At 31.2% G+C, this 15,513-nt stretch carries 16 protein-coding genes and 1 tRNA gene; 8 read left to right on the forward strand and 9 right to left on the reverse strand.

The annotated features are described in order from the left end of the window. Positions 1–73 precede the first annotated feature (73 nt). From sucD to ABIN17_04750, 6 genes are read left to right on the forward strand one after another with little or no spacing between them, the layout of a single operon-like run. Complete coding sequence (gene sucD / locus ABIN17_04725) at positions 74–949, forward strand: succinate--CoA ligase subunit alpha (protein MEO0284361.1); 876 nt, start codon at positions 74–76, stop codon at positions 947–949. Next, complete coding sequence (locus ABIN17_04730; GenBank protein MEO0284362.1) at positions 946–1,512, forward strand: hypothetical protein; 567 nt, start codon at positions 946–948, stop codon at positions 1,510–1,512. Before sucD ends, ABIN17_04730 begins: the two co-directional genes overlap by 4 nt. A gap of 1 nt (position 1,513) precedes the next feature. Continuing rightward, entirely contained in the window at positions 1,514–2,713 is a 1,200-nt protein-coding gene (locus ABIN17_04735) for an isocitrate/isopropylmalate family dehydrogenase (GenBank protein MEO0284363.1), read from the forward strand. Next, positions 2,710–3,474, forward strand: a complete 765-nt coding sequence (locus ABIN17_04740) for a class I SAM-dependent methyltransferase (protein ID MEO0284364.1) — start codon at positions 2,710–2,712, stop codon at positions 3,472–3,474. Before ABIN17_04735 ends, ABIN17_04740 begins: the two co-directional genes overlap by 4 nt. After that, on the forward strand, positions 3,471–4,736 hold the full coding sequence (locus ABIN17_04745) for an endonuclease Q family protein (protein MEO0284365.1): 1,266 nt from the start codon (positions 3,471–3,473) through the stop codon (positions 4,734–4,736). The genes ABIN17_04740 and ABIN17_04745 overlap by 4 nt, the downstream gene beginning before the upstream one ends. 3 nt (positions 4,737–4,739) lie before the next feature. Next, positions 4,740–6,206: an aromatic amino acid ammonia-lyase gene (locus tag ABIN17_04750; protein ID MEO0284366.1), complete on the forward strand. Its 1,467-nt coding sequence runs from the start codon at positions 4,740–4,742 to the stop codon at positions 6,204–6,206. Here the strand turns inward: ABIN17_04750 and ABIN17_04755 are convergent. The 6 genes from ABIN17_04755 to glnA form a co-directional block, all read right to left on the reverse strand. After that, positions 6,203–7,009: an AAA family ATPase gene (locus tag ABIN17_04755; protein ID MEO0284367.1), complete on the reverse strand. Its 807-nt coding sequence runs from the start codon at positions 7,007–7,009 to the stop codon at positions 6,203–6,205. The two genes, ABIN17_04750 and ABIN17_04755, sit on opposite strands and share 4 nt — an antisense overlap. 2 nt (positions 7,010–7,011) lie before the next feature. Beyond that, positions 7,012–7,812 (reverse strand): tetratricopeptide repeat protein, encoded by an 801-nt coding sequence (locus ABIN17_04760; protein MEO0284368.1) that lies wholly within the window; start codon positions 7,810–7,812, stop codon positions 7,012–7,014. Next, on the reverse strand, positions 7,802–8,182 hold the full coding sequence (acpS, locus tag ABIN17_04765) for a holo-ACP synthase (GenBank protein MEO0284369.1): 381 nt from the start codon (positions 8,180–8,182) through the stop codon (positions 7,802–7,804). The genes ABIN17_04760 and acpS overlap by 11 nt, the downstream gene beginning before the upstream one ends. Further along, a complete protein-coding gene (locus ABIN17_04770; protein ID MEO0284370.1) occupies positions 8,175–8,861 on the reverse strand; it encodes a TIGR02253 family HAD-type hydrolase in 687 nt (228 codons plus the stop codon). The genes acpS and ABIN17_04770 overlap by 8 nt, the downstream gene beginning before the upstream one ends. 12 nt (positions 8,862–8,873) lie before the next feature. Beyond that, a tRNA-Arg gene (locus ABIN17_04775) sits at positions 8,874–8,947 on the reverse strand. Positions 8,948–8,982: 35 nt separating this feature from the next. Next, positions 8,983–10,293 (reverse strand): type I glutamate--ammonia ligase, encoded by a 1,311-nt coding sequence (glnA, locus tag ABIN17_04780; protein ID MEO0284371.1) that lies wholly within the window; start codon positions 10,291–10,293, stop codon positions 8,983–8,985. A gap of 114 nt (positions 10,294–10,407) precedes the next feature. Between glnA and ABIN17_04785 the strand changes: the two genes are divergently transcribed. Then, positions 10,408–10,779 carry a DUF4920 domain-containing protein gene (locus ABIN17_04785; GenBank protein ID MEO0284372.1) on the forward strand — a complete coding sequence of 124 codons (372 nt, stop codon included), beginning with the start codon at positions 10,408–10,410 and terminating at the stop codon, positions 10,777–10,779. Here the strand turns inward: ABIN17_04785 and thiL are convergent, their stop codons facing one another. Further along, positions 10,780–11,757: a thiamine-phosphate kinase gene (gene thiL / locus ABIN17_04790; GenBank protein ID MEO0284373.1), complete on the reverse strand. Its 978-nt coding sequence runs from the start codon at positions 11,755–11,757 to the stop codon at positions 10,780–10,782. Positions 11,758–11,822: 65 nt separating this feature from the next. Here thiL and ABIN17_04795 point away from each other — a divergent pair, with 65 nt between their 5' ends. Beyond that, complete coding sequence (locus tag ABIN17_04795; protein ID MEO0284374.1) at positions 11,823–12,179, forward strand: hypothetical protein; 357 nt, start codon at positions 11,823–11,825, stop codon at positions 12,177–12,179. Positions 12,180–12,185: 6 nt separating this feature from the next. Here the strand turns inward: ABIN17_04795 and ABIN17_04800 are convergent, their stop codons facing one another. Together ABIN17_04800 and ABIN17_04805 are read right to left on the reverse strand one after the other, a co-directional pair. Beyond that, positions 12,186–13,370, reverse strand: a complete 1,185-nt coding sequence (locus tag ABIN17_04800; GenBank protein MEO0284375.1) for an acyl-CoA dehydrogenase family protein — start codon at positions 13,368–13,370, stop codon at positions 12,186–12,188. A 36-nt stretch (positions 13,371–13,406) separates the two neighbouring features. Then, complete coding sequence (locus ABIN17_04805) at positions 13,407–15,512, reverse strand: polyribonucleotide nucleotidyltransferase (protein MEO0284376.1); 2,106 nt, start codon at positions 15,510–15,512, stop codon at positions 13,407–13,409. Position 15,513: the final 1 nt, after the last annotated feature.

The raw sequence follows: 15,513 nt of genomic DNA on the forward strand, positions 1-15,513 counted from the left end.
TAAACTATTTTGGATTTAATGGATAAAAATCTTTATAATTAAAATTATTTAAAAACTGAAAGGAGGGAAATAAATGGCAATACTTTTATCAAAAGAAACAAGAGTTATTGTTCAGGGAATAACAGGTCGTGATGGCTCATTTCATGCTATAAAAATGAAGGAGTATGGAACAAATGTTGTTGGGGGAGTTACCCCTGGTAAAGGTGGACAAAAGGTTGATAATATACCTGTTTTTGATAGTGTATTTGAAGCTGTTAAAAAAGAAAGTGCAAATACATCAATAATTTTTGTTCCTGCGCAGTTTGCAAAGGATGCAATGTATGAAGCAATAGATGCTGGAATAAAACTTATTGTTACCATAACTGAGGGGATTCCGGCTCAGGATATGGCTGAAATTCTTGATTACATAAGGGGTATGGATGTAAGGATAATAGGTCCTAATTGCCCTGGAATTATTGCTCCTAATATAGCAAAGGTTGGTATAATGCCAGGTCATATTTTTAAGAAGGGAAATATAGGTGTTGTTTCAAGAAGTGGGACATTAACTTATGAAGTTGTGTATCATTTAACAAATAATGGTTTAGGACAATCCACAGCTGTGGGAATTGGTGGAGATCCAATAATAGGGACAAGATTTATAGATGTTCTTGATTTATTTGAAAAAGACCCTGAAACAGAGGGAATTGTTCTGATTGGTGAAATTGGAGGAACAGATGAAGAGGATGCTGCAGAATTTATTAAAAATCATGTATCAAAACCTGTTGTTGCTTTTATAGCAGGAAGAACAGCCCCACCTGAGAAAAGGATGGGTCATGCAGGTGCTATTATTGAAGGAGGAAAAGGAACAGCTGAAAGTAAAATTAAAGCCTTGGAAGAAGCAAAGGTAAAAGTTGCCAGTTTGCCTTCAGAAGTTGTCCTTTTAATGAAAGAATCCCTTTTAAAAGGATGAATTTTTTTTCTTTTTTAATTTTTCTTTTGCCTTGGGAAGAAATAAATAAATTTTATTTAAACAATGTTAATACCTTATATGCCGAGTTTGATGAGATTTTAATTTCTGATGGAGAAAGGACAGAATACAAGGGAAAATTATGGGCAGATAGAAAAGGATACTTAAAATTTTTAATAACAGAGCCTGATTCCGAGCTTTTATTTGTCCGTAAGGATAAAGTTTTTCTATATGATTTTGATGATAAAAAGGAAACAGAAATCTTTTCTTCTCCTTACTTACCAGATTTTTTCCTTTTTAATTTTGAAAATTTATATTTTTTAAAAGAAGAAAAAAATAGGAGAGATACTGTTATCTATGTTTTTGAAAGAAAAGATACGAATTATGTTTATGATTTAATAAAGTTATTTTTGCCTTCAGATGATAAAAAACCCTACAAATTGAATATAATTTCTTCATCACTTTCAGTAGAATATGTGATAGTTTTTAAAAAGTTTATTATAAATCCAATTTTAAGTGAAGAGATTTTTCAAAAGGTTCAATCCCTGAAAAAAGAGAAAAAATAAAATGGAAAATGAAATTAAAAAAGCGCAGGAAAAATTTGAAGAAATTTTGAGAAAACAAATTGAAAGAGTCCAAAGAATTAAAACCGGGGAAGACTGGATTGATTATTCAAAATTAAAACCAATTATAATTGGGATTGCAGGGGGAGATGGAATAGGTCCTTTTATAACTGATGAGGCTTTCAGAGTGCTTAAATTTTTATTAAGTGAGGAAGAAAAAGAAGGTAAAATAGAATTTAAAAAAATTGAAGGACTTACAATAGAGGAAAGGGCAAAAGTTAATAAGGCAGTACCTCCTTATGTTCTTGATGAAATAAAAAAATGTCATGTTCTTCTTAAAGGACCTACTACTACACCAAAAGCAGGGGACCCCTGGCCAAACATTGAAAGTGCAAATGTGGCATTAAGAAAAGAACTTGATCTATTTGCGAATATAAGACCAGTTAGGGTTCCTTCTGAGGGTATTGACTGGATATTTTTCAGGGAAAATACCGAGGATCTTTATGCTGTCGGAAGTGAAGGAATAGATGTAACAGAGGATTTATCTGTTGATTTCAAGGTTATAACTACACCTGGAAGTGAAAGGATTATAAAACTTGCTTTTGAATATGCAAAGAAAAATGGAAAGAAAAGGGTAACAGCAGTTACAAAGGCTAATGTTATAAAAAAGACAGATGGAAGGTTTTTGAAGGTTTTTTATGAAATAGCAAAGGAATACCCTGAAATAGAGGCAGATGACTGGTTTATTGATATCATGACTGCCAAATTAATTGATAAAAAAAGAAGGACTGAATTCCAGGTTCTTGTTATGCCAAATCTATATGGTGACATATTAACAGATGAGGCTGCTGAATTTCAGGGTGGTGTTGGAACTGCTGGAAGTGCCAATGTTGGAAAAAGATATGCTATGTTTGAAGCAATACATGGTTCTGCTCCAAGAATGGTAGAGGAGGGTAGAGCCCGTTATGCTGATCCTTCAAGCATTATGAGAGCTTCAGCAATGCTTTTGAGGCATATTGGTTATAAGGAAAAGGGTGATTTACTTGATATGGCTCTTGATATATGCGGACAGTATGAAAAAAAAGTGTTAATAACAGGAAGATCAACAGGTGCCACAGGTTCTGAGTTTACAGACTATGTAATTGATACTCTTAAAAGGAGAGATTTAAAAGAATACTGGCTTTCTTTTCAGAGCCATATTTGATTATTGACTTTAAAGCAGTAAAGCCTTTTTCAAAGATAGCCCGGTTTTACGATGAACTTATGGAATATGTTTCTTATAAAAGCTGGGTTGATTATTCCCTTTCCTTTCTTGATATTTTTAATGTTAAAAAAAGAAGATTTCTTGATCTTGCATGTGGCACATTAACTCCAACTATTTATCTTTCTGAGTTTTGTGAAAATATTGTCGGTCTTGATAGGTCAATTCAAATGCTTGAAGTTGGAAAAGCTAAAATTCAGAAATTAAAAAATAAAAAAATTAAGCTTATTGTTTCAGATTTAAGAAATTTTCATTTCAAGAAAAATTTTGATGCCATTTTCTGTTTTTTTGATAGTATGAATTACTTGCTTTCTGAAGAAAATCTTTTCAATTGTTTTAAATGTGCTTACGAAAATCTTGAAAGAGGTGGTGTTTTTATATTTGATATGAATACCATTTTTGCTTTAAAAGAAATATGGGATTCAAGAATCGAAGTAAAGGTTCATAAAAATTTTACTTCAATATGGAAAAATGAGTGGATTGAGGAGGAAAAAATTTCTAAACTTGAAATACAAATTGAATGGGAAGAAAACGGTGAAAAAAAATCTGTTAAAGAATTTCACTTTGAAAAAGGTTATAAAGTAGAAGAAATTATAAATATTCTAAAAAAAGCTGGATTCAGAATAGCTAATGTATATGAACATTTGAAGTATAGTGAACCAAATTCTTATACTACAAGAGTGCAATATGTATCAATAAAATGAAATGCTTTATTACGGATATTCATGTTCATTCCCCTTACTCAAGAGCGACAAGCTCAAATATGAGACCTGATATTCTTTCTAAATATGCAAAACTTAAGGGGATTAACTTATTAGGAACAGGTGACATCCTGCATCCTGAATACAGAAGAGAACTTAAAAAAATTTTAAAAGAAAGAGGAGATGGATATTTTGAGGTGAATGAAGTTTTATTCATATTGACTACAGAAATAAGTCTTGTATTTTTGAAAGAAGGGAAAGTGAGGAAAATTCATATTGTTTTAACCTTTCCCGATTTTATAACAGTGGAAAAACTTGAAAAGAAATTATCCCTTTATGGTTCTCTCACTTCTGATGGAAGACCCACTCTATCCCTTGATACTGTTAGATTTATAGAAATTATAAGGGAAATTTCAAAGGATATAATGATTATTCCTGCTCATATATGGACACCCTGGTTTTCCCTTTTTGGTTCCAATTCAGGTTTTGATTCACTTGAAGAGGCTTTTGAAAATTATATATCAGAAATTACTGCTTTAGAAACAGGTCTTTCATCTGATCCTGAAATGAACTGGATGCTTTCATCCCTTGATAAATTTTCTCTTGTTTCCAATTCAGATTCCCATTCACCTGATAGAATAGGTAGGGAAGCTAATGTTTTTAAAGGTTATCTTTCCTATAAAGAATTAAAGGAGGTTTTGGAAAAAAAAGATAAAGAAAAATTTTTATTTACTATTGAATTTTTTCCTGAAGAGGGTAAGTATCATTATGATGGACACAGAAATTGTGGAATCTCACTCCATCCAGAGGAATCCAAAAAATTGAATTATATTTGTCCAAAATGTGGAAGATTATTAACTGTAGGTGTGCTTTCAAGAGTTTATAAGCTTGCTGATAGAGAAATGGGTTATAAGCCCTCAGACTATATACCATATAAAAATCTTGTTCCCTTAAAGGAAATAATATCGCAAGCAATAGGAAAAAGTGAAAATACAAAAGAAACAGAAAAAATATGGGAAATTCTAATAAAAAAATTTGAAAATGAAATTAATGTTTTAATGGATGTTTCTTATGAAGAAATTTCCAAAACAGTGGATTCAAGAATTGCTTTAGGTATTAAAAATATGCGAGAAGGAAAGGTTAAGAAAATTCCGGGTTATGATGGTGTTTATGGAATCATAAAAGTTTATGAGGATATTGAAGTAAAAATTGTAGAAAGGGATGAGGATAATGAAGAAAGAGAGCCCCAAATGTCTCTGTTTTAGAATATGAGATACTTTCATATTGGGATTGATAAACTTACAATTGATGAACTTTTTTTAATTGGAAAAGGTAAGAAAGTTAAAATAGAGCAGGATGTTTTAAAGAAAGTTAAAGAAAATAGGGGAGTTCTTGAGAATATAGTAAATAAAGGTGAAACTGTATACGGAGTTAATACAGGTGTGGGAAGACTTGCTGATAAAATATTAAAATTTGATGAATTGAATGAATTACAGAGATATATAGTAATATCACACTCTTCAGGCTATGGAGAACCTCTTAAAAAGGAAATTGTTAGAATTGCTATGTTTTTAAGGCTTTACATGCTATCAAAGGCTTATTCAGGAGTAAGACCTGAAGTTCTTAATAAACTAGAGGAATTTTTAAATAAGGATATTGTTCCTTATGTTCCTGCCTTTGGTTCACTTGGAGCAAGTGGAGATCTTATTCCTCTTTCTCATATAGCTCTTGCCCTTACAGGTAGGGGAATGGTTATTCATGAGGGCAGAATTTTACCCACATATCTTGTTTTAAAATCAACGAATACATTACCTCTTGAGCTCCAGTATAAAGAGGGTCTTGCTCTTATTAATGGAACTCAGGTTTCCCTTGCTTTTTTAGTTTATCTAATTAAAATTCTTGAAAATATACTAAATATATACGATAGAGCATATTTATTTTCTTTTGTGGCAGTGGATGGAAATTCAGATATATTTAATGAGAACCTTATAGTTTTAAGAAATTCTAAAAATGAGAAAAAAATAGCTAAATATTACAGGGATTTACTTAAGGATTATAAATTTGAAAAGAAGAAAAAGCTTATTCAGGATCCTTACTCTTTCAGATGTATGCCTCAGGTAAGGGGAACATGTGAGGAAATTTTTGAGTTCTGTAAAAGAGTAATAGAAGAGGAAATTGAGTGTGTAAGTGATAATCCTTTGGTTATAGGTGATAAAGTTATTTCAGGTGGAAACTTTATTGGAATCCGACTTTCCTTTGTTTCTGAGAATTTAAAAAAAATAATAGCAGTTTTATCAAATATTTCAGAAAGAAGGATTAATCATTTGATGGGAAGTGAGGTAATTGATATGCCTAAATTTCTTTCAAAGGAACCCGGTAAAAAAACAGGTCTAATGATATTACATAATCTTGTTGTATCTCTTTTATCTTATATAAAAACTTTAACCTTTCCGGATCTTTCTGATTCAATACCAACTTCACAAAATCAGGAGGATTATGTCCCCATGACAATGAATTCCTGTTTAAAACTTTTTGATATGGTTGATAAGTTTAAAGTAATAACTTTTTCAGAACTTTATGCAGGAGTAAGGGCATGTTTGCTATTAAATAAAAAATTACCCTTAGAACTTGATAGTTTTTTATCTTCAAATTTTAAGGATTTAAAGATATTTCTGGAAGATTTAGAACCATGGGAGGTTATTAAAAGGATAAAAAATGTTTTAGATTTTAATTAACCGATGTGAAATTCAAAATCCTTTTTTAAAAGTTCAATAATACTTTTATCTACTTTTTTCTTATCCTGTGAATAGGTTACAAAAAGGGCATTGGCACAGAAAGTATTAATTAATCTCGGATACCCTTTTGTAACTTTATAAATCTCTTTAACTGCTTCCTTTTCAAAAATATTTTCATCACCTCCAGCAACTTTCAATCTATGTTTTATATATTCCTCTGTTTCTGTTTCATTGTAAGGATTTAAAGTATAAGCAATTGCGATTCTCTGCATTATAGCTGGATGTTTTTTTAATTTCTTTTTTAATTCAGGTTGTCCAAAGAGTATAATCTGTAAAAGTTTTCCTTCTGATATTTCCATGTTTAAAAGTAACCTTATTTCCTCAAGGAGATTTTTACTGAGAAGTTGTGCTTCATCAATTATTACTATATATTTAAAAGGTTCACTTTTAAGTTTTTTTTCGAGTTCATTCCTTAAAAATGTTTTGTTTCTTTTTATGTTTTCTTCTAACTTTAAAAATTTCTTAGCAAGTATATTAAGGAATTCTAAAGGAGTTATTAAGGGGTCGTAAAAAACTGTGACTTCTTTACCTTTTTCTCTTAAGTCCTTTTCAAGTAAATTAGCAAGAGTTGTTTTCCCGCACCCTATTTCACCAAGGATAAGTGAAAGTCCCCCCTTTAGTTCAAAGATCTGATATAAAACCCTGGCATAACTTTCCTTTATTTTATCAGCCCAGAAAAAAAAATCAAGGTCTACTGTATTTTTGAAGGGATTTCTTTTAAATCCAAAATATTCCTCAAGCATTTTTAAAGCCTTTCTTTTGCCTTTTGTGCCCATTTTGAATCAGGAGCAATTTCTATTACTCTTCTAAAGCTCTCTTTTGCTTTTTCATATTCCTTTTTCTTTTCATAAGCTATTCCTAAATGGTAAAGGGCTTCAATAAGATTTGGTCCTCTATCAAGGGCTTTTTTGAAAAAAGAAATAGCATCATCATACATTTCTCTGTCAAGGTATATTAAACCTAAATAATAAAGAGCATAAAGTGTCGCTGAAGGATTGTTATCAATTCTTATAACTTTTGCTAAGTGTTCTATTGCTTCACCGTAAATTCCCTTTTTATAACATATAAACCCAATATCTTTCATTGCCAGAGTGTTTCTTGGTTCAAGCTGGAGGACTTTTAGATAAAGAGGAAAGGCATCATCATATCTTCCTGCCTGAACATAAGCCCATCCTAAAAGATTCAAAACCTTTGTGTTATCCGGTGCTTTTTCTTTAACTTCTTCAAGTATCTTAATAGCATTTTCATAGTTTCCTTTTGCTATCTCATTCCATCCTTTTTCTATAAAAGTTGTTATATCAACTTCTGTAATCTGAAGTCTCTGAACAAATTTATATGGATCAATAGTTCCTGCAGCAGATTTAAGTTTTAGAGTTTCTCTTTTTATTTCTTCAAGAAGTTCTAAGAGAAGATCAATTTCATCTTTTACTTCTATATAAAGTTCTTTTAATTCTTCCCTAACTTCATCAAAAGTTGCTCCTTTTTTAATCTTATTTTTTATATCTTCAAATTTTTCAAACAGAGAAGAATAATGTTTACTCTTCACAATCTAACATAATACAAAAAGCAAGGGCATATTTTCCATCATGTGTAATTGATAGGGAAAATTTTTTATTTTTGAATTTTTCCTTAGTCTTTCCGTGAAGTTTAACTTCAGGTTCAAAGCCAGGTTCTCTTATTATTTCTATGTTTTTAAAATAAACACCTTTTCCAAAACCCGTTCCCAATGCTTTCATTACTGCTTCTTTTGCTGCAAAACGACCTGCAAGGTGTGGAAAAGGATTTTTTCTTTTAAGGGCATATTCTATTTCTCTTTCTGTGAAAATTTTTTTTAGAAATCTTTCTCCAAACCTTTCATAGGCTTTTATAATTCTTTCAATTTCTATTAAATCTACACCTATTTTTATATTATTCAATTTCATTTAATTTTTTAACTATATCAAGAAGTTCAAGTGGGTCTTCAATTTCATAGTGGGCACCTGAGTTTTTTGTTCCAAAGGTATCACCATATTTTGCAAAAACCGTTATCATTCCCACTTCCTTTGCTCCATATATATCTCTTTCAGCCCAATCTCCTACCATTATGCTTTCATTGGGTTTAACATTAAGTTTTTTTAAAACTGCAAGAAAAGGTTCTGGTTTTGGTTTCCTTATTCCTGTATCATCCCAGGTTACAACAGCGTTAAAAATCGTATGAAGTCCAACTTCTGCAAGTCTTGTCCAGGCTTGGAGTCTCGGAGCATCAGAAATTACACCCAGTTTTAATCCCATTCTTAAAAGTTCAGTTAATACAAATCTTATGTGGGGATAAAGTATCATATTTGCTGTTTTTGCTTTCCTGTAAGCAACGATTCCTGCTGCAAGTATTTTATAATCAACGTATCCGAGTTCAATTTCTAAGAATCTATCAAAAATTTTTTGATCCTCAATATGAGTTTCTGCATAAAGTTTGAAAATTTTTTCAATTGCTGCCTCTTTTTTTACTTTTAAACCAGCATCAATCATTGCCTCAACTGCCATTTCAACTGATTCTCTTTTCATTCTCATAAAATCTAAAAGTGTATTATCCAGGTCAAAGATGCAGGCTTTTATCATTTTAAAGCTTTACGCGCCCGGTGGGATTTGAACCCACAGCCTCCGCCTCCGCAGGGCGACGCTCTTTCCAGTTGAGCTACGGGCGCCCCTTCTTTAATTTTATTATTTATTTTTTAAATTTTCAAAGTAAGGGTAAATAATTTTTTAGTTCATAATCCGTAACCTGAATCCTGTAATCTTCCCATTCCTTTTTTTTATTTCTAATAAATTTTGTAAATACCTCTTCCCCGAGTGCACTTTTAACAAGTTCACTTTTTTCCATTTCAAGAATTGCAGAATAAAGAGAATCCGGTAAGGAATCAATTCCATATTTTCTTTTTACTTCTTCAGGCATTGCATAAATATCTTCCTCAATGGGTTCTCTTAAAGGATATTTTTCAATTACCCCTTTTAAACCGGCTCTTAATATGACACTAAAAGCAAGATAAGGATTACAGGCAGGGTCAGGAGCTCTGTATTCAATTCTGCAAGATTTTGGCTTATAGGGTTTAAAAGCAGGAACTCTCACTAAAGCTGACCTATTTTTTCTACCCCATGATAAATAAACAGGTGCTTCATACCCAACTACAAGTCTTTTGTAAGAATTTACCCATTGATTTGTAACTGCTGTTATTTCCCTTGCATGTTTTAAAAGACCAGCAATAAATCCCTTTGCTATTTCTGATAAATTAAATTCATCATTTTCAGAATAAAAAGCATTTTCTTCTCCCTTAAATAAAGATATATGGCAGTGAAAACCACTCCCATTTATTCCAAAGACTGGTTTTGGCATAAAGGTAGCATATATTCCGTATTTTCTCGCTATATGCTTTATTATAACCTTTGAAACCTGAACTATATCAGCCATTTTGAGTGCTTTTTGATATCTGAAATCAATTTCATGCTGGGAAAAAGCAACTTCATGGTGAGTTGCTTCAATCATAATCCCCATTTTTCTTAAAGTAAGTAAAGTCTCTTTTCTTGCATTGACAGCTTTTTCAATAGGCAAAATATCAAAATATCCACCTCTATCAAGAATTTCTACTTCTTTATCACTTTTAAAATAAAAATATTCAAGTTCAGGACCAACATAAAAGTCAAATCCCAACTCTTTTGCAAAATTTAAATTTCTCTTCAAAACATGTCTTGGACATGATTCGTAAAAAGAACCATCAGGATATAAAATATCACATATGAAAACAACAGAAGGATTCCCATCAAAGTTTTCAAGGAAAAAGTAGGAATTTAAATCAGGTTTTGCTATTAAATCGGATTCCTCTATTCTTACAAAACCCTCAATAGAAGAACCATCAAACCCTATTCCCTCTTCAAGAGCCCTTTCAAGTTCCTCTCTTGTTATATTGAATCCCTTAACATTTCCGAGAATGTCTGTAAACCATAGACGAATTACCTCTATCCCCCTTGAGTCAATTTCTTTTATAATTTCATTCATATTTTTTCAATTATTATTTTAATTTGGATTTGAACCCTTTTATATTTTAAAATTAAATGATTATAAATTAATTTTTTATAAGGTTCAAATCCTTTTTAACCAATATTTATTAGAATGAATTTATTTTTTACTTTAATTTTTTTAATGTTAAGTACAAGAGAAAAAATTGGTATAGGTAACCTTACACAGAAACCTGAAAAGTATATTAATAAAGAAGTTCTTGTTCAGGGTAAAATTGTGGATGTTTGTCAAGATTCTGGATGCTGGGTTTTAATTGAAGAAAATAAAAATAAAATTTTAGCAAAAAGTATTGATCATAAAATTACCTTTCCTAAGGATTCAAAAGGGAAAATTGTTGAAGTAAGGGGAATTTTAAGAGGTAAAATAAAAAGTTGTTGTGATATCAAGGAACAGGAGAAAGAAGGTCATAAGTGTCCTACACCTGAATATTTTATAGAGATTAAACAAGCAAAAATTATAGAATAGTTAAATTTTTATAGCAAAAAAATCGTAACCTCCTTTTATTTCCTTTAAATTCCCCTTTTTATCTTTTAGAAATAAACCTTCTCCACTTTCAACTTTTCCAATTATTTTAACCCATTCAGGTAATTTATTCTTTTCTATATCGGGAATTGTGAAAAGGATTTCATATTCTTCGCCTGAATTGAGCAAATAATCAATAATATTTTTCTGAAATCTCCTTGTGTATTCAAGTAATTCTTTAGAAAAAGGAAGTTTTTCCTCTTCAATTATTATTTTCACTTTTGAACTATCAGCAAGTCTTTTTGCATCCTTAGCAATACCATCTGAAATATCTATTCCTGAATTTATTTTAATTTTTTCCTTTAATTCAATAATTTCAGCTATCTTAGGTTTTGGAAATTTTAATTTTTGTATTAATTTATTTTTTATGTCTTCATTAATACTCAAATTTTTTTCCAGAATTTCAAGGGATGCTAAAACCTTTCCTGTATCACCTGTAATACATAATAAGTCATTTTCTTTTGCCCCTTTCCTCAAAATAGGATAATCGTCCACTTCACCTATACATGTTATTGTAAAGGAAAATTTATCTTTTACTTTTATAAGATCACCACCGGAAGGAGATATTCCAAAAAATTTTGTTATTTCTTTAATTCCTGAGTAAAATTCTTCTATATCATTTTTTGTAAAGTTTTCGGGTATTAAAAGAGATATAAGAAGAGTTATGGGTTTAGCTCCGCAAGCTGCAAGGTCACTTAATGCACCAGCCGTGCATCTGAAAGCTATTTCTTTTAAAGTGAGATAAGTCCTCCTAAAATGAACATCTTCAGAGTAAGAGTCAGTTGTAAGTGCAAAGATTTTTTTATCAATTTCTAAAATTAATGTATCATCACCAATTCCTTCCCTTATATATGGATGGGGGATTTCAAATTTTTTAACAAATTCAACAAATTCTTCTTCTGATTTAAAAAATTTTTCCATAAATAATTTTAATCTATTTTGTAAAAATAATTGAAAAAGTATTTAAAATAAATTATCATTATAAAATGGAATTTTTATTTGGATTTTCCGGTGTTTTAGCATCAATTTTAGTTCTTGTTCTTGCCATATATGCCGTTTTTGTCAACGGTAAAATGACAAAAGAAATATTAAAAAAGATGGATGAAAAAATTGATTTAATGAGAGAGTATTTAGTTAAGATGGATGAAAGGCTTGAAAAAATGGACTTAAGACTTGAAAAGATGGATGAAAGGCTTGAAAAAATGGATTTAAGGCTTGAAAAAATGGATGAAAGGCTTGAAAAAATGGATGAAAGGTCTGAAAGAATTTCTCAAATTGTAAGGTATGTTGCTGATCTTGTTAAGACAGAGAGTGAAAAGATAATACAGAAAATTAAAGAATAAAAAATTTTATCTATCTATAGCATCTATATCTGTTAAGTATCTTCCTACAATTAAAGTATGAATTTCATAGGTTCCTTCATATGTATGAACGCTTTCCATATTGTTTGCATGTCTCAGTGAGTTATACTCTGTTGTTATACCGTAAGCACCGAGAATTGTTCTTGCTTCTCTTGCTACTTCAAGAGCAACCCTTGTATTATTTCTCTTAACAAGGGATACATGAATATATCTTGCTTTTCCCTTTTCCTTCATTCTTCCGAGATGCAAACATAAAAGTTGTGCCTTCCATATTTTTTCAAACATATCAACAAGTTTCTTCTGCGTAATCTGAAAGGATGCAATGGGTTTTTTAAATTGTTCTCTTACAAGTGCATGTTTATAGCTTTCCTCAAAACATGCCCAGGCAGCACCGACACATCCCCAGGTTATCCCGTACCTTGCTTCGTTTAAAGGCATTAAAGCAGATTTTAGTCCCTCTGTGTTTGGAAGTCTCTGCGATTCTGGAATTCTTACCTCGTCAAGTATCAGTTCAGAAGTATCAGAAGCTCTCAAAGATATTTTGGTTTTAATTTCCCTTGAGGTAAAACCTTTTGTTCCCTTTTCCACAATAAAACCCTGAACTTTTTCATTTTCATCCTTTGCCCATATAATGGAAAGGTCGCACATTGTTCCGTTTGTTATCCACATTTTTCTTCCGTTTATTATCCATGTATTTCCCTCTTTTCTACATCTTGTTTCCATTGAGGCAGGATCGCTTCCAGCATTCGGTTCTGTAAGACCAAAACTTCCTATAAGTTTTCCTTTAGCCATAAGAGGTAAGTATTTTTTCTTTTGCTCTTCAGATCCAAAGGTAAATATGGAATACATTGCAAGGGAAGATTGCACTGAACAGAAACTTCTTATTCCTGAATCACCGTATTCGAGTTCCTGCATCATTAACCCGTAAGCAACATAACCCAGGCCAGCACCTCCATATTCCTCCGGTATAGTTGGTCCAAAAAGACCAAGTTCAGCCATCTGGGGTATAAGATGTTTGGGAAATTCTCCTTTTAACCACCATTCACCTATATGAGGCAATATTTCTTTCTCAACAAAATCTCTTACAGTATTTCTTATTAATTTTTCTTCTTCTCTCAAATAATCGTCCAAGTCAAAAAAATTTTTTAATTCAAAAATTTTAGAATCTGACATTTTAAAAAATTTAAAAAAAAGGAGTCGAACCTTCTATTATTCGGTAATTTTTAGATTTTCTTTTTTTCTATTTTCTTCTAAAGCTCTTTTTCTTGATAATCTGATTCTTCCAAGTTCATCAATTCCTATTACTTTAACAATTACTTCATCTCCAGGTTTAACTTCTTTATTCAAATCTTTAATCCTATATGGAGCCCATTCCGATACATGAACAAGACCTATTTTCCCTGGAAGTATTTCAATAAATACACCGAAATTTTCAACCCTTGTTACTTTTCCCTTGTAATTTCTTCCAATTTCAATATCCTGAACAATCTCTTCAATCAATTTTTGTGCTTCTTCCACATTTTCACTATTTTCTCCATATATAAAAACTTCTCCCTTTGTATCATCAATATCAATTTTTACATTTGTTTTTTCAATTATTCTTTTTATTACCCTTCCACTTGGACCTATAACTTCTCCTATTTTTTCTTTTGGTATTAAAAAGGCTCTTACTTTTGGAGCATATTTTGAAATTGAACTCCTGGGCTTGTTTATTGTTCTTGACATTGTTTGTAAAATAAATTCCCTTGCCTTTTTTGCTTCAAATAGTGCTTTTTCAAAAATTGATAAAGGTAAATAAGGTTTTTTAATATCCAGTTGAATTGCAGTAATACCTTTATCTGTTCCTGCCACTTTAAAATCCATATTTCCGAAGTGATCTTCTGAGCCTATTATATCTGAGAGAAGAACATCCTCACCTTCGTAATCCATCCATCCAATTGAAATACCGGCACAGGCAGATTTTATAGGTATACCAGCATCCATAAGAGAAAGGGAAGCACCACATACAGAAGCCATTGAAGTAGAACCATTTGATTCAAGAATTAAAGACACAACTCTAATTGTATAGGGAAACTTTTCTTCAGGTGGAATTAAAGGTTCAATTGCCTTTTCAGCAAGATTACCATGACCTATTTCTCTTCTTGAGGGACCTTTTAAAGGAGCAACTTCGCCTGTAGAAAATCCAGGAAACATATAGTGAAGCATAAACCTTTTTACTTCTTCTCCTTCAAGTTCACCGAGCTTCTGCGCATCTTCCTTTGTTCCAAGAGTTGTTACACATAAAGCCTGTGTTTCTCCTCTTGTAAAAATAGCTGAACCATGAGTTCTTGGTAAAACTGAAATTTCACACCATATAGGTCTTATTTCATTTAAAGATCTTCCATCCATTCTTATTTTTTCTTTTACTGTTCTTTCTCTAACTATATCCTTTTCAAGATTATTAAGAGCTATATTGATTTCTACTAATTTATCCGGAAAGTCCTTTAATACTTCTTTTTTTATTTTCTCTCTAAGCTCATCTAAAGCTTTTGTTCTTAATACTTTTTCCTGAATAAATAGTTTTTTCCTTAATTCATCTCTGTAATTATTTATTCTTTCAATAATTTCTTTATCAATTTCGATTTTTTTGTAATCGTATTTTTCCTTTCCTATTTCCTTTTGAATTTTTTCCTGTAATTCAATTAACTCTTCTATATATGGCACCGCAAATTTATATGCTTCAATGATATCTTCTTCCTTTATTTCATTTCCCTGAAATTCTATCATACATATTCCCTCTTTTTTACCTGCAAGTAGAAGGTTGAAATCACTAATTTCAAGTTCTGACCTCTTAGGGTTTATCTTTAATTTTCCATTTATCCTTCCAACTCTTACAGCACCTATGGGTCCATTGAAAGGTATATCAGAAATTGAAAGAGCACAGGATGCTCCGATTATACCAAGTAAATCACCTTCCTGTTCCATATCATAGGACAATAAGAAAGACACAATTTCCACTTCATCTGTAAAATCAGGAGGAAAATGTGGTCTTATACTTCTATCTATAGCTCTTCCGTATATTATTTCTTTATCTCTCGGCCTACCTTCTCTTTTTATGAAACCTCCTGGAATTTTTCCTGCAGCAAAAGTTTGTTCTCTGTATTCAACTAAAAGAGGCAAAAAATCAGTTTTTTCTTTTGAAGGTGAAGAAACTGCTGTTGTTAAAACTACAGTTTCTCCAATTTTTACTAAAACAGATCCCTGACTCTGTCTTGCTATATCTTTTATTTCTATTATTAACTCAGAATCTCCTAATTTTAAAGTATAAGTTTTCAAT

The sequence above is a fragment of the candidate division WOR-3 bacterium genome, assembly GCA_039803925.1.
Taxonomy (GTDB): domain Bacteria; phylum Hydrothermota; class Hydrothermia; order Hydrothermales; family JAJRUZ01; genus JBCNVI01.

Excerpts from the sequence above, each read along its gene's own strand:
- sucD (MEO0284361.1), top strand. The coding sequence starts at position 74 with ATGGCAATACTTTTATCAAAAGAAACAAGAGTTATTGTTCAGGGAATA.
- ABIN17_04730 (MEO0284362.1), top strand. The coding sequence starts at position 946 with ATGAATTTTTTTTCTTTTTTAATTTTTCTTTTGCCTTGGGAAGAAATA.
- ABIN17_04735 (MEO0284363.1), top strand. The coding sequence starts at position 1,514 with ATGGAAAATGAAATTAAAAAAGCGCAGGAAAAATTTGAAGAAATTTTG.
- ABIN17_04745 (MEO0284365.1), top strand. The coding sequence starts at position 3,471 with ATGAAATGCTTTATTACGGATATTCATGTTCATTCCCCTTACTCAAGA.
- ABIN17_04750 (MEO0284366.1), top strand. The coding sequence starts at position 4,740 with ATGAGATACTTTCATATTGGGATTGATAAACTTACAATTGATGAACTT.
- ABIN17_04755 (MEO0284367.1), bottom strand. The coding sequence starts at position 7,009 with ATGCTTGAGGAATATTTTGGATTTAAAAGAAATCCCTTCAAAAATACA.
- ABIN17_04770 (MEO0284370.1), bottom strand. The coding sequence starts at position 8,861 with ATGATAAAAGCCTGCATCTTTGACCTGGATAATACACTTTTAGATTTT.
- glnA (MEO0284371.1), bottom strand. The coding sequence starts at position 10,293 with ATGAATGAAATTATAAAAGAAATTGACTCAAGGGGGATAGAGGTAATT.
- ABIN17_04785 (MEO0284372.1), top strand. The coding sequence starts at position 10,408 with ATGAATTTATTTTTTACTTTAATTTTTTTAATGTTAAGTACAAGAGAA.
- thiL (MEO0284373.1), bottom strand. The coding sequence starts at position 11,757 with ATGGAAAAATTTTTTAAATCAGAAGAAGAATTTGTTGAATTTGTTAAA.
- ABIN17_04795 (MEO0284374.1), top strand. The coding sequence starts at position 11,823 with ATGGAATTTTTATTTGGATTTTCCGGTGTTTTAGCATCAATTTTAGTT.
- ABIN17_04800 (MEO0284375.1), bottom strand. The coding sequence starts at position 13,370 with ATGTCAGATTCTAAAATTTTTGAATTAAAAAATTTTTTTGACTTGGAC.